Origin of the sequence: Sulfitobacter sp. HI0129, from assembly GCF_001635395.1 — a bacterium.
Lineage (GTDB): Bacteria > Pseudomonadota > Alphaproteobacteria > Rhodobacterales > Rhodobacteraceae > Sulfitobacter.
Window position 1 is genome coordinate 1 of the sequence record NZ_LWGH01000394.1, and the last position, 13,002, is coordinate 13,002.

At 60.4% G+C, this 13,002-nt stretch carries 12 protein-coding genes and 4 pseudogenes; 4 read left to right on the forward strand and 12 right to left on the reverse strand.

Annotated elements, in window-relative coordinates; genetic code table 11:
* A pseudogene (locus tag A3764_RS24635) lies at positions 1–161 on the reverse strand (IS110 family transposase); the annotation flags it as partial.
* Positions 162–298: 137 nt separating this feature from the next.
* On the opposite strand from A3764_RS24635, the pseudogene A3764_RS10360 reads away from it, so the two are divergent.
* Positions 299–652 (forward strand): annotated as a pseudogene (locus A3764_RS10360) (integrase core domain-containing protein); the annotation flags it as partial.
* Positions 653–678: 26 nt separating this feature from the next.
* Here the strand turns inward: A3764_RS10360 and A3764_RS26420 are convergent.
* From A3764_RS26420 to A3764_RS10390, 7 genes and pseudogenes are all read right to left on the reverse strand, one after another.
* A pseudogene (locus A3764_RS26420) lies at positions 679–747 on the reverse strand (DUF6927 domain-containing protein); the annotation flags it as partial.
* The gene (locus A3764_RS10365; protein WP_067920477.1) at positions 747–1,340 is read right to left on the reverse strand and encodes a regulator; all 594 of its coding nucleotides are present in this window, start codon (positions 1,338–1,340) and stop codon (positions 747–749) included. The pseudogene A3764_RS26420 and the gene A3764_RS10365, both read right to left, overlap by 1 nt.
* A 72-nt stretch (positions 1,341–1,412) precedes the next feature.
* Positions 1,413–3,395 (reverse strand): ParB/RepB/Spo0J family partition protein, encoded by a 1,983-nt coding sequence (locus A3764_RS10370; protein WP_067920475.1) that lies wholly within the window; start codon positions 3,393–3,395, stop codon positions 1,413–1,415.
* Positions 3,396–3,549: 154 nt separating this feature from the next.
* The gene (locus tag A3764_RS10375; protein WP_067920473.1) at positions 3,550–3,939 is read right to left on the reverse strand and encodes a DUF3768 domain-containing protein; all 390 of its coding nucleotides are present in this window, start codon (positions 3,937–3,939) and stop codon (positions 3,550–3,552) included.
* An 87-nt stretch (positions 3,940–4,026) separates the two neighbouring features.
* Positions 4,027–4,236: a DUF6330 family protein gene (locus A3764_RS10380; protein ID WP_067920471.1), complete on the reverse strand. Its 210-nt coding sequence runs from the start codon at positions 4,234–4,236 to the stop codon at positions 4,027–4,029.
* Between the two features lie 23 nt (positions 4,237–4,259).
* Entirely contained in the window at positions 4,260–5,198 is a 939-nt protein-coding gene (locus tag A3764_RS10385) for an ArdC family protein (RefSeq protein WP_067920469.1), read from the reverse strand.
* Between the two features lie 40 nt (positions 5,199–5,238).
* Positions 5,239–5,724 (reverse strand): annotated as a pseudogene (locus tag A3764_RS10390) (hypothetical protein).
* A gap of 278 nt (positions 5,725–6,002) precedes the next feature.
* Here A3764_RS10390 and A3764_RS10395 point away from each other — a divergent pair.
* On the forward strand, positions 6,003–7,205 hold the full coding sequence (locus A3764_RS10395) for a Fic family protein (protein WP_067920467.1): 1,203 nt from the start codon (positions 6,003–6,005) through the stop codon (positions 7,203–7,205).
* Positions 7,206–7,336: 131 nt separating this feature from the next.
* Here the strand turns inward: A3764_RS10395 and repC are convergent, their stop codons facing one another.
* From repC to repA, 3 genes are all read right to left on the reverse strand, one after another.
* On the reverse strand, positions 7,337–8,572 hold the full coding sequence (repC, locus tag A3764_RS10400) for a plasmid replication protein RepC (RefSeq protein ID WP_067920466.1): 1,236 nt from the start codon (positions 8,570–8,572) through the stop codon (positions 7,337–7,339).
* Positions 8,573–8,749: 177 nt separating this feature from the next.
* A complete protein-coding gene (gene repB / locus A3764_RS10405; RefSeq protein ID WP_057821967.1) occupies positions 8,750–9,766 on the reverse strand; it encodes a plasmid partitioning protein RepB in 1,017 nt (338 codons plus the stop codon).
* Positions 9,763–10,950, reverse strand: a complete 1,188-nt coding sequence (gene repA / locus A3764_RS10410; RefSeq protein ID WP_067920464.1) for a plasmid partitioning protein RepA — start codon at positions 10,948–10,950, stop codon at positions 9,763–9,765. The genes repB and repA overlap by 4 nt, the downstream gene beginning before the upstream one ends.
* 313 nt (positions 10,951–11,263) lie before the next feature.
* Between repA and A3764_RS24040 the strand changes: the two genes are divergently transcribed.
* Both A3764_RS24040 and A3764_RS10415 read left to right on the forward strand, forming a co-directional pair.
* Complete coding sequence (locus A3764_RS24040; RefSeq protein ID WP_009815510.1) at positions 11,264–11,491, forward strand: AbrB/MazE/SpoVT family DNA-binding domain-containing protein; 228 nt, start codon at positions 11,264–11,266, stop codon at positions 11,489–11,491.
* A complete protein-coding gene (locus A3764_RS10415) occupies positions 11,481–11,876 on the forward strand; it encodes a PIN domain-containing protein (RefSeq protein WP_012187367.1) in 396 nt (131 codons plus the stop codon). The genes A3764_RS24040 and A3764_RS10415 overlap by 11 nt, the downstream gene beginning before the upstream one ends.
* Here A3764_RS10415 and A3764_RS10420 read toward each other — a convergent pair.
* Positions 11,860–12,756 carry a recombinase family protein gene (locus tag A3764_RS10420; protein WP_067920462.1) on the reverse strand — a complete coding sequence of 299 codons (897 nt, stop codon included), beginning with the start codon at positions 12,754–12,756 and terminating at the stop codon, positions 11,860–11,862. The genes A3764_RS10415 and A3764_RS10420 overlap by 17 nt on opposite strands.
* Positions 12,757–13,002 lie beyond the last annotated feature (246 nt).

The following is a 13,002-nucleotide window of genomic DNA, read 5'->3' on the forward strand; positions in this document are numbered from 1 at the left end:
ATAAGAATGGCGGCCAAGCGCCGAAAGTCGTCGAGCGTGTTCGTGATCGTCAATCGACGGCGGCGCTTCTTGCCAGGTACGCCAATCAGCACCTCGTGGCGGTGCTTGGAAATGTCGATGGCGACCAACAAGGTCGAGGCAGTAGTATCGGTGGCGGTCATAGCCGGTCTCCTCAGCGGTGTGGTTTGTGCAAAACCACTGTTGAGACCTGAGACCCGGTTATGGCCACCCGCGTCGCTATCTGAGGGCTGCGCGCATGGCCATAACCTCAAACAAGCGCCTCTTCCCGACGTGCTACGGCACGGAGTTCACAAGCCGGGCCATCCTGAAATGGGCCGACCAGAACGATGTGCCGTGGCATTACATCGACCCAGGGAAGCCACAGCAGAACGCCTTCATCGAGTCGTTCAACGGCAGCCTGCGCGACGAGCTATTGAACGAGGAGATCTTTGACACCCTGAACGATGCCCGGCGAAAGCTGGCGCTATGGCGATATGACTACAATGCCGTCAGGCCGCATTCGTCGCTCGGAAACCAGACGCCACTGCAAGCGCGCCGAGCGCTTGAGCAATTTGAGGGCTCCGCGCCCGGCGCGCTTGCCCAAACCGAAACCCATGATTATCAAGATCAAACCCGCAGACTCTCGTTATGAACGAGGGACCGAAGGGGGGCAGGTCACTGAGCAATCTCCGCTTTCTCATCCGCGTAGGTCTGGACGCGGCCGTCGGTGTAGAAGAGCCAACCCATCACGCCGCCCTCCGGTCATCGATTTCCATCAGCGCATCGAGCGGCACGCGGTGGGGCTGCATCGCGTCGAAATCCTCGCAATTGCCGCAGTTCTGCACGATCGCGAAGGTGTCGCAGGCATCCTTGAGGATGACCCGGAAGGTGCCGCCGAGGCCCGAGGGCACCTCGTAGGTCCCGCCGATGAGATAGTCCGAGGCCCGGCGCACGAAGACGCGGATGCTGTGGCCATCGGTGGCCAGCCGGATGGCCCCCCGCCCCCGGTCGATGAGAACCTGCACGTCATCCAGGATGTCGGTGTAGAACTGGCCGGTCAGATCGCGAAACGCCATGCGGCGCTGCGCCATCCAGTCGGTGTCCCGAAACGGGTTCATGCCGTCGGCGAAGGCGAAAGAGGGATCGGCCTGTTCGGTGGTGACGATTCGGGTGGTCGTGCCATCGATGCCGTTTGAGCGCAGATGCACACCATTGCCGACGATCAGGATCAGGGCGGGCCTGTCCACGGGCCCGTTCCAGTTGGGCAGGAAGGTTTTGCAGGCGCGCGCATGGGCGATCTGTGCCGCAACAGCGGACGCAGAGAACTTGAGAATAGCCATGAGGATGTCTTTCGGTTGGGTGTGGGAGGGTCGACCCGCGCGGGGAATGCCTCGCGCGGGTCGCGTGAGGACTCAGGCCGCTTGCGCGACCTCGCTGTCAGGCTCGGGGGTTTCCGCAGCGGGCTCCGCCTCATCACAGGCGACACCGGCGGTCTGCATCATGGGCGGGCACCAGGCGGCCACGGCAGCGCGCTGCGCGTCCGTGAGCGTGGCGAAGGGCTCGGCGAAGAGCTTGTCGCAGAAGGCGACGATCTCCTTCTTGCTCGATGAGGCGAGCGTCACAGCCTCCTGGGCCAGACCCAGATCCTCGCCGAGGATCTTCAGGAGCCAAGCCTTCTTGAAGCGGTTGAAGAGGGCCGCATTCGGCGTCCAGTGGGCGCGGATGTCGGGCATGATCTCTATCTCGAACGCATGCATCAGGCTGTCGCGCTGGCGGTCCCGCGCGAAGCAGGACTGCGTGGTGCTGGCCGTGGCATAGGCCACGAGCTTGGCCTTCTCGCCGGCCTCCAGCGCGCGAAACGCCGCGAACTGATCGGCGGGCGCGCGGGTGTCATCGAGCCACGAAAGGTCAAGCGCATCATGCGCCGCCGCCACCTGCTCGAGCGAGGTCTCGTCGATCTCGTCCATCTTGGCATGGCTGCGGTATTCCTTGCGGGCATCGATCTTGATCGCCTGCGTGACACTCATACCGCTGGCCAGAACGTCACTGACCAGCTTGAAGAGCGTCAGATCGAGTGTGGCTTCCGGATGCAGCGCCATCGCGGCCCCAAGCGCCATGGCTCGCTCGGTCTTGAGGTCCTCAGCCAGTGAGGCTGGATAGGTGATTTCGCCGGCGTCCGGGGCCTCCTCCCCGGTCGGATTGGCCGAGGAGCCGCGCGCGCCCTCCTCTTTGACGGTGTCTTCCGGGCGGACGAGGCCCACATGGAGCGTGATCTGCCCACCCTGCCACGACGCGATCACCCCGGACCGCGCGAGGTCCTCGGCGCTGTAGGCCTCCTGCAGATCGCGCGCTTCCTCTTCCAGAGCGTCCACGCGGTCGTAAAGGGCATTGTAGGCACCGTCCTCGAGCCCCTCATCCTCCATCTCGAGCTGCAGTTTCTCGAGTTCGGCGGTGATCTCATCGATGCGCTTCTGGGCGGCCTCATCCGGTTCGATCGGGCCGGGATAGACGCGGCCGTAGTCGGCCATCGCCGTGTAGTCATAGCGGATCATCGCATCGGTCCAGGCGAAGCCCATCTTCGCGCGCGCCTCCTCGGCGGCGGCACCGAGCTTCTCGAGCAGGATCGTCTCGACCAGCACGGCATCCTCGAGCACCGAATGCTCCTCCAGCAGATCGGCCGCGATAGCGCCGCCCCGCGCCTCGTATTCCGCGCGCACGAAAGCCCCGATATCATCGCTGACCTGCACCCCGCGGGATTTGAGCGCCTGCCGGACCGTATACGCTTGCAGATAGCCGCCGTCTTTCGTGAGCGCCTCGAAGACCTCACTCTGCACCTCCTGGCTGGGATGTTCGGCAAAGGCTTTCATCGTGTCGAGCGTGATTGTCTTGGCACGGGCCGCGGCGCGGATGTCGGGGTGGATCAGGCCATAGCGCAACCGGCCTTTCACGGCGGCCACCGTGGTGCCGAAGGTCTTTGCGATGGTCTCGGGCGTCTGGCCGTCGACCTCCATCATCCGGGCGAAGGCCTCGAACTCGTCGATGGCGCTCATCGGCGCCTGGGTGATGTTCTCGGCGAGCGACAGCGCCGTGGTCACATCGCAGTCTTCCGGCACAAGGCGGCAGTCGACCTTGGTCTTCGCCGTGAACCCCTTGGTGGCCTTGTCGGCGATCAGCTCCTTCAGGGCTGCATGGCGCCGGCCACCGGCGAGGACAGCATATTTGCCGTCAAGCTTCTGGACCAGGAGCGGCTGCAGGAGACCCAGCACAGCGATGCTGGCCTTCAGATGGGCGATGTTCTCGGGGTCATAGGTTTCCGGCGCGTTGCTGCGCACATTGGCGGGATGCCGGACCAGATCGCCGATGGCGACGGTGAGGGGGGCAAAACTTGTGGTCATGGGATGTCCTTCTCGGTGGGTGAGATGCGGCCCGCGCGCTTGCGCGTGACCAATCCCCGGCTTCAGGGATCACCAAGACAAAAGGCCCACTTTCCCTTTGAGGGGTCAGTGGGCCTTGAGTTTTCAGATCGACACTTTGGGAAGCCCTCCTGCCCTACCAGTCGCGCGCCAGCATGATGGTCAGCACGCGCATGGTGGTGGCGGGATTATCCGGGGTCTCAGCCCCGTAGCGGAAATCCGAGTCTGCTTCATAGAAATCGATTTTCCAGAACACGGTCTCGCCCCGGATCTCGACCGCCCCGAAATCGTGCCATCCCTCGGGATCATTCTCAGGCTCGAACGTGGCAAACTCACCGGTGGCCTTCACCGCCTCGGCCATGAAGCCGTCATCGGTCTCCATGAGCGAACGGGTCACATGCATGCGGCCTTGGATGGGCTGCGCGGGCGGCACTCCGAGGCATGCGAGCTTGCGAAACGCGTCGTTCTGCGCCGCGATCACGGTCGGATTCGGACTGTCTGGCAGGGGTTGAACGGTCATGGACATGGGGATCTCCTTTGAGAAGTTGAAACACCCTTCTCAAAGCCCGCATTTTCTTTTCTGCTTGGCGGCAGGACCGAAGGAGAAGGTGCCCTACCCGAACAGACCCTTGGGTCTGTAATTCGGGTTGGGGATGGTCTCGACCCAGCCGCCTTGGTCCGTGATGGCCTCGAGCGCTGCCGAAAGCGGATACGCGCCCTCGGACGAGCTCCACCAATAGGCGCCGCGTTTGAAGGTGATGATCTTGCGGCGGCCCTCTTTGAAGCAGGCCACCCGCAGCGTCTTGGGTTCCTTGCATGACATGGAAGTCTCCATTCTCCGTGTGGTCAGGCCGCTTTGGCGCTGCGCCCTGCCCTGCCCGCCTCCGATCTGGCGATCAAGTAGTCGCAAGCGCGCTGTGCATCTGCGGCGTGCTTGAAGATCGCACCCTTGTCCGACCGAAGAACGCGCAACCAATTGTGGAGGTAGGCGGCATTCATCTCGAGCGTATGCGCCGTGAAGCCGAGCGTCTGACCCAGGAACACCGAGGTCAATTCCGCGACGATCTCCTCGCGCGCATAGGACGTGTTGCCAAACTTCGAGAACCCGAAATCACGGTTCAATCGATGGGGGGCTTTCGTGGCATGGGCGAGCTCATGGGCCCAGACCCCGTAGAAATTGCGCGGGTCCTGGAACCGCGTGATGGACGGCATGTAGACCTTGTCCACGGGCGGCAAATAGTACGCCTCCGTTCCTGTGAAGACGGTCGTGATGTCGATCGCATCAAAGAAAGTCTGCATGTGCGGGATGGGCTCGGACGGCGGATGCTCGGGCGCGGGCTCCGGGTCGGGGAAGAAGCTGTCGGGCAAGCCCTCGATCTGGCAGGCATTGAACACGCGGTAGGATTTCTGGAAGCGGAAGATACGGGCTTCCTCGGAACGATCATCGCCATCGCTGCCGTCGTCCTCGCCGCCCGCGTCTTTCCGGCTTTGACCGTAATAAACGACGACAGCAGACTTCTCGCCCTTACGGACCTTTGCGTCCAACGCATTGGCTTGCGGCAACGTCATCCAGAAGGGAGAGCTGTGGCCCGCCATCACGGTCCGCATCGTCAGCAGGAAGTTGTTCACCCCCTGGTAGGGTTCCCCGCCCACGCGCAGGGGGCGACAGCTGCCACCTGCGGTCCAGGGCTTGCGCCACGGCAGGACACCGCGCTCGATGATGCGGATGATTTCGTTTGTGATGACCTCGGAGGCATCGAATTTGGGCGTGCGGGATCGGGCCATGGCTGGCCTCCTTTCGAGTGTTGGTGAGAGGAAGTGGTGACTAGGTTGACTGACGGGACCGCGGATCGTTGACGATCCTCGCGCCGAGTCCTTCGACCATGTCGATGTAGGTGGTCAGCGAGACGGACTTGCCGGAACCCGAAGGTTAAGGGTCACCCGATCCGTCCCGCACCACCCGCGGCAGGTTCGCGAATGCGATGACATCAGTGACGGGTCGGATATCGATGAACGGGGTCCCTCGTGCGACCGCGAGGGCGGCCAAGGGAAAGCGCTCGATCGGCGCGAGGGTCGAGACGGTGGTCCAACCGAGATGGATGAACGTGCCGCCCTCTCCGCAGATCACATGGGCATTCGGCAGCGTCGCCGCCTGCCTGAGATAGCCGAGATCACGCAGGACGGTCTCGCGCTCGAGCTGCAGTGCCTGGCCCGTCTGGCCGGTTCGGCGTAGTTCCTTGTGTCGCCACCACGAGGCAGCGGTCGCGCGTAACACGCGCAAGACACCTGTTTGCATCGGAATGCCCTTCATCAGGAAAGACAGACCGGAATCCGGCCCGGACCCATCCGAGGGACCCCAAAGGCCCTCATCCGTCAGTCACAAAACCCGAAGAACACTTTCTCTTTTTCCGGCCCCTTTGGGCACACAACAAAACCGAAAAGCCCGGCACATCTGCCGAAGCCATTGATTTCATGCAGCAATTCCAGATCGGCAGGCAAGATCGGCAACGCATATCGGCAAAACCTTGCTTGAAAGTACGAAATGTGTTTATTTTTCAATTACTTTGCAAACATGGAAGATCGGCAAAAATGCTGGAAACACCCGCCAGGATCGAACCCTGCTTCTTCGAGGAGCATATTCCCACAGAACTGGCAGACCTTTCGGTCGACATCCAGAGGGAAGCCACCGGGCTGGGACAAGGGTTGCATCCTGACAGCGCAGCCGAACTTGCCGATCTCGTCCGTGTGATGAACTGCTACTACTCCAACCTGATCGAAGGACACAACACGCGCCCCCGCGACATCGAAAGGGCGCTGGCCGGTGCCGAGCTTGAGGAAGAAACCCGTCCCCTCGCCCTTGAGGCCCGGGCGCACGTCATCGTTCAACGGGCCATCGACGAGATGCATCGCAAGGGCACCCTGCCCCGCCCCACATCCGTCGAATTCCTGACTTGGGTCCATAAGAGCTTCTACGACGAGATGCCGGATGAGTTTCGGGTCATCGAACATCCCGACGGCACACAAGAGCCCATCGTTCCGGGACGCATGCGCCAGGATGATGATCGGGAAGTTGCGGTCGGGCGCCACCTACCTCCTTCATCGTCGCGCGTCGCGGCATTCATGGACCATTTCGACAAACGATTTCAGATTGCGGCGCGGTCTTCGAGCGGACGGATCATCGCGATCGCCTCTGCGCATCACCGGCTCAACTACATCCACCCTTTCCCGGATGGTAACGGCCGTGTCAGCAGACTGATGTCTCATGCCATGGCTCTCACAGCGGGGATTGGTGGCCAAGGGCTCTGGTCCGTATCACGTGGGCTGGCCCGCGGGCTAACCGATCGGGGCGAGTACAAACGGATGATGGATCTGGCCGACAGTCCACGCCGCGGAGACCGCGACGGACGGGGGAACCTGTCAGAAGCGGCACTGAAGACGTTTAGTGAATGGTTCCTAAAGGTGACGCTCGACCAGATCACCTTCTCAGCAAGATTGTTCGATCTCGGCGGACTTGACCAACGGTATCGTCGTCTTGTTGCAGATACCATCGATGACAAGCGAGCGCCGGAACTCATCTCGGCGGTTCTTCGGCAAGGGGCACTGGAACGAGGCGATGCGCAGATTGTGCTCAAGACATCCGAGCGTACCGCTCGCAACACGCTGAGTAAACTGACCGCCGCCGGATACCTGACTTCCGCATCTCCGAAGACGCCGGTGCGTTTGGCGTTTCCGTTGGATTATCGAGAGCGGCTCTTTCCAAACCTCTTTGGAGATGGTGACATGCCCGTGTGACTGGCAACCGAAGCACCCTGTTTCTGGCCAAGTCCGCGAGCGCAGCCTCTGACCGTGTTGGAAAGAAGTTCACAGCTGCGAACTATCCCGAGCTATCCTACTTGTCAGCCGAGTTCACAGCTGTGAACTCATCATGCAGCATCCCGCCGCATCAAGGCCATGATCATCGGACCGCAGGAGAACTCCCCAATTGCTGCCTTTGAAGATAGGGTTCTCAAGTAGCCTCCAGGTGATCGGATATCCGCAAACCGTTCAAGCATTGCAACGATCACAACAGACGCTTCTTCGGGACCCATATAGCGTTTCGCCTCGTCCCACGCGGACGGGGAAATACCCATCATGGGCCTGACCACATCAGCCACCCGGACCAGATCGTGCCAGTGGCGCACGGGCTGCTCGGAATACGCTTTGAATTCCTGACAGGAAGCGAGGACGAGACCAAGCGGTATGTTCGGCATCAGTTGATCGTCAATAGTTGCCGTTGAGTTGCCCTCATCTTCAGAACACAGAGGACTATTGGCAACTTCTGGAGTTTCGCGCACAGTGCCTCCGCTCCGCGCTTTTTCTAAGCGAGGTTCAAGATCATAAGAGTCTTTATTTGAATTCTGATAGTGCTGCTCAGAAACAGCATCATTGATGCTCATATTTTCTGTTTCACAGCCATCCAGAAGGCTTCGGGCGTGGTCTAAAGCTGACCCCAAAGCGTCTTCGATGCGCCTAAGGTCTTCCATTTCGAGTTTTCTGCGAAGATCTCGGGCCATTAGGGCCGCAAGATCAGAGAATTGGTCCCAGACGCCCTGATCCGGACGAAGTGAGCGCCCGTACTCGGCCAGCCCTGCGAGGTCACGCCGCATGAGGCTCACAGTGGCACGTAGGCGCTTGTACCGCTCTTCTGCGGCCCGGACGGTCTCAGCGGCCTCACAAACCTCCGGGAAGCGTCGAACGAGCGGAGAGAGGTCGAACCCAAACGCAACCTTTTCGTCGCCGTAGCGGCGGGCATAGCGCTTCCCATTGGGGCTATCGCGCCGGACAACAAAGCCAGTCTGCACAAGGTTGGAGAGGTGGCGCCGCATCGTCGAGCAGGGCATGCCGTTCAGGCGCTCGCAAATCGCCTTGTTGGACGGATGTACAATCAATTCGCTGTCATTGCCTCCGAGAATTGTCGCTTGGTGAAAGCTGACCAGCGCCTGAAGCACCGTCAAATCCCGATCGGACAAGCCGAACGCGACTCGAGCGGCAGCGAGCTCCCTCAGGACCTCCCACTTGTTGGCGCCGGCTGGGGGCAGGTCTTCCTGGGTCGCTGCCTGATGTTTCAGGATGGCAGCATCTATCGTTCGCCGGAACGGCGTTACGGGCGTGTATTCCATTTTGTCATTCACAAAGACAAAAATATCCCGGTCCGCGAATCACTTTGGACTTGCGGAAAATAGCTCCGGACACTACCTTGAAGGTGCTAGAAACAAGTTAGGGTCTCGTGGAGCGATCGCTTTGCGGGACCTTTTCTTTTGCCTTTTCGTGCCTCCTTCTTTGATTTCTGCTCTTCCTCAGTCTTCCGACCGCTGCTTCCAGCGTTCGTGAAGGTCTTCAATCATGTCATGCACTTGCGTCTCGACCCAATCGGCGAAGTCTCCACCCGCCAACTCGATCGATAGGCCCTTGGCAGTGCGTTTGACCGTGCCGCCGCGTTTGCCGCCGATCTTCAGCGGGACGCTGGAAGGTGGGGCAGGGGAGGGCGACTTGGCCGGTTTAATCGCCTTGGTCACAGCCTTTTCTACGGCCAGGAACGCTTGGATGGACGGGTCATTGGTAGAGGCAACGTCATCCACCACCATGGAGGTCTCGGCATTTTCACGTGCCTCTTTCGCGATCCCGATAAGGTCCTCGCGGTCCAGACCATTCTCGTCGATGGCCCGACCAAGGGATTCCCATCGGGGTCGGCCAATGCCATGGGCGGCGCCAATGGCGCGTACCAGATCCGGCCCGACCATGTCCGCGATCGCGATCGCCATAGATATGGACGACTTCGTGACGGTAAGAATTTCTGCAACCTGAGATTGATTTCCGAAGCCGGACGACACTAGGTCCTTTGCGAACAGGGCCTTTTCAATAAAAGACAAATCGCGCCGCCCCATGTTCTCCGAAATCTGAGCACGCAGAGCGCTGTCGTCATCCAGGTTGGTGACTAACGCGCGAACCTTGGTAACCTTATCGGACTGACGGATCGCCTCCAGCCTGCGTCGCCCATAGACCAAAAGGTAGCGATCATCTTCACCCGGCGCACGTCGCACGAGGATCGGAACAGTCTGACCGTTCGCCTCAATCGCATCGCGCAAATCCAGTACATCGGCCGGGTCAAGCCGGTCCGCCATACGCCCGTCTTCGATGCTCGCCGGGTCCAGTTCCCAAACATGATGGGAATCGACCGCGTCGCGGGCGGACCGAAGGGCGCGATTCGAGGTCATCATCGGTGTCACAGCACCTGTCTGAGGGGCAGGGGAGGGGGCCCCAGCTGCCGCGAGACTGTCCAGCATTGACATGCGCTTCTTCTTGCCACTGGTCATGTGCGCCCCCAGGTTTTCTGGATTAGGTCGGCGATCTCGTCATTCAGCGTATTCAGGCTCTCAATCGCGCGATCATAGGTGGAACGCGTGAACGCGCTGCGTTCCACTTCATAAAGTGTCTGCTTGGTCAGGCCCGCATCTGAGATGGCTGTGGACTTCAACATGGGCGAATTCAGCACGGCTTCGCCGTACATTGTTCGCAGGAAAGCCACGATGCGGTTCTGCGGCGCATCCTGCGGCTCGTAGCGGGTCAAAACATAGCGCATCCAGTCATGAGACATGTCAGCGCCGCTCTCGGCGATCACGTCCATGAGGTCGGCTGTCATGCGGAGGAATTGCGACATGGACATCACATCGAGCATCTCTGGATGGATGGTCACCAGAACGCCCGTGGCCGCGGACAGGGCGGACATGGTCAGAAAGCCAAGCTGCGGAGGGCAATCTATGACGACCACGTCGTAGTCTTCATCGACCTGGGCCAGCGCCTCCTTCACGCGGAAGAAGAAAAGTCCGGCATTGCCCTGCGCCAGCGCGCGCGGGGTGTCGTGCTCGAACTCCATCAGTTCGAGGTTGCCGGGGATCAAGTCCAAATTGGGGATATAGGTATTGCGGATGACCGACCGGATCGGCTCCGGGTCCTCATAGCGGATCGCATCGTAGAGAGTGCCGCCATCTTCGAGGTCCAATTCCGGCTGAACGCCGTGCAGCGCGGTGAAGGAAGCTTGTGGGTCAAGATCAATGCCCAGCACACGATATCCGCGCAGGGCAAGCCGTTGGGCGAGATGGGCAGAGGTTGTTGTTTTTCCGGACCCGCCCTTGAAATTCATCACGCCGATGACCTGAAGATGATCACCTTCTCGTCGTCCGGGAACGTAATCGCCCGGCTTGCGAGCGGTTTTTTCAAGGAGCACACGCAGCGCCTGGATATCCTGCGCCGAGTAAAGACGACGGTTGCCGGCGGTCAGCTCGGGAGAAGGCCCTTTGCCATCCAAGTTGAGTTTGCGAAGATAGGAATCGTTTACGCCGAGCAGCGCCGCAGCCTCACCAGAGGTGAATTTGCGCATGGTCTTCTCGGCATCGGGTGGAAACAGGCTCTCACGTTGCGAATGCAACTGGTTCGCCAGCCATTCCGAATGCTGGCGGATCACCGCGTTGAGATCCTCATGCACAAAGGTATTATCCATCTGCCCTCTCGCTTCCGAGACATCGCGTCTTTGGCGTGTTCACGGAAATTGACGTTTTTTGCCTCGTTTCCGTGACTATTGGCGCAAGAGTCGGATTCGCGCAAGGTTTTTCCACATCTAGTGGGCGAGTCCTCACCGAACACAAGGCTGTTAGGCTTCCTGCTGCATGGTGTAACGCACCGCATCTCACGAAAAGGGACAGGGGAGAACTCTTGTCGGAGGGCTCCAGCATGGCTTTGAGCGCACCAGAGCTTGCCTTTTGACAGTTCTGGATATACATTATTGGATGTTTATCCATGCCTGAGAGAACAAGATGCAAGTTGCCAAATGGGGAAACTCCCTTGCCGTCCGGCTACCCGCGGATCTTGTGAGGGAACTCGGCTTAAAGGAAGGCGATCAGGTCGACCTGGTAAAGGACGATGGAACCATTCTTGTGAGACGCCAACCTCGCGCCGATGAAGTTCTACAAGGGCTAAGGCGGTTTCGCGGAAAACTGCCCAAGGACGCGCGTCTAAGCCGCGACGCCGCGCATGAGCGCTGAATTCGCAGACACGAATGTTGTGCTCTATCTGCTCGACGATGGTCCAAAGGCTGAGAGGGCGGAGGAAATTCTGGGGCAGGGACCCCGGATCAGCGTTCAGGTCCTGAACGAAGCGATGGTCAATTGCCGACGGAAAGCTGGGCTCAGTTGGGAAGATACCGGAGCGTTTCTTGAGGGTATTACGTCCGTATGCCCTGTCGAGGGCCTAACGGTTCAAACCCATCAAGTCGGTCGCGCGTTGGCAGAGAAGTACCAGTTATCGGTCTATGACGCGATGATCGTGTCTGCCGCGCTGATCGCTGGGTGCACGACTTTGTGGACTGAGGACATGCACGACGGATTGCTGGTCGAGGATCGGCTGCGCATCGTCAATCCATTTGCCTGACCAGCAACCCAAGTCGCTCCGCCCGTTCCAACAGCATCCTGACGGATGACGGTTGCCAGCTTGTACGTCCCCGTGGAGTCCGCTCACGCATGGCTTCCAACCGGTCGCAGATCGCCTGTAGCGTGATATCCGGGTCCGAACCTTTGATGGCCGCAACAATCGCAGGCAGGCGATCGTCGGTTTCGCGACGTCCAGCGCGGGCCAGCACCTCGGTAGGCAGGAAACCGTCGCGGACATAGGCCTTCACAGCGCGCAAGAGACGGCTTTGGGTCCAGCGACGCGCCTCGGGCAGGGGGCCGTTGATGATGCGCACAACGTCTTCCCAGGCCAAGTCGGGGCGCAACCGGCGCACATGGGGCACCCAGTCTTGAGCCGTCTCGTTCAGCCGCTCCATGTAGCCGTCTTGCCGCGCGAGCCGCACCTTGCGTAGCGCCGCTGGATCGCGGGCGCGTAGGCCCGGGTTCCCGCCGACCCGGCCCTTGGCACGGGCGCTCGCCAGCCCCGCCTTGGTACGTTCGCGGATCAGAGCGCGTTCGAACTCGGCCGCGGCGCCCAGAACCTGCAGCGTAAACTTGCCTTGCGGGGATCCGGTGTCGATCGGGTCCTGAATGGAACGAAAGAACACCCCCTTGGCCTCCAGCCGTTCGATCACCTCCAGCAGATGTGAGAGAGACCGCGCCAGCCGGTCGATCCGAACGACAACCAGCGTGTCGCCGCTCTGGACACGCTCGAGTACACGAGCAAGCACCGGACGCGCGCGATTGCCGCCTGAGGCGTGCTCTTCATGGATTTCGACGCATCCCGCAGTTTGCAGGGCCTCAGACTGGGGCAGGGGGGTCTGATCCTCTGTCGATACGCGGGCGTAGCCTATCAGGGGCATGAAAACGGGGCCGTTTGCAGTTTAAGGTGCCATCACTAAACGACCGTTTGTAAATGAATGCAAGGGCGCGCTCTGTGGCGCTGTTCATCAGAAAGCCCTTGGTTTCCATACGCAGAGCGCGATCAGGGAGGTCTCGCGGACCATCGCGCGCGCGTGCTATGTAAGGTGTACAAACGCACTCTGATAAAACCCTTGGGTAAAGCTCAAAATAGCTGTATTTTGCGCATATGAGGCCTGGAACCCCCG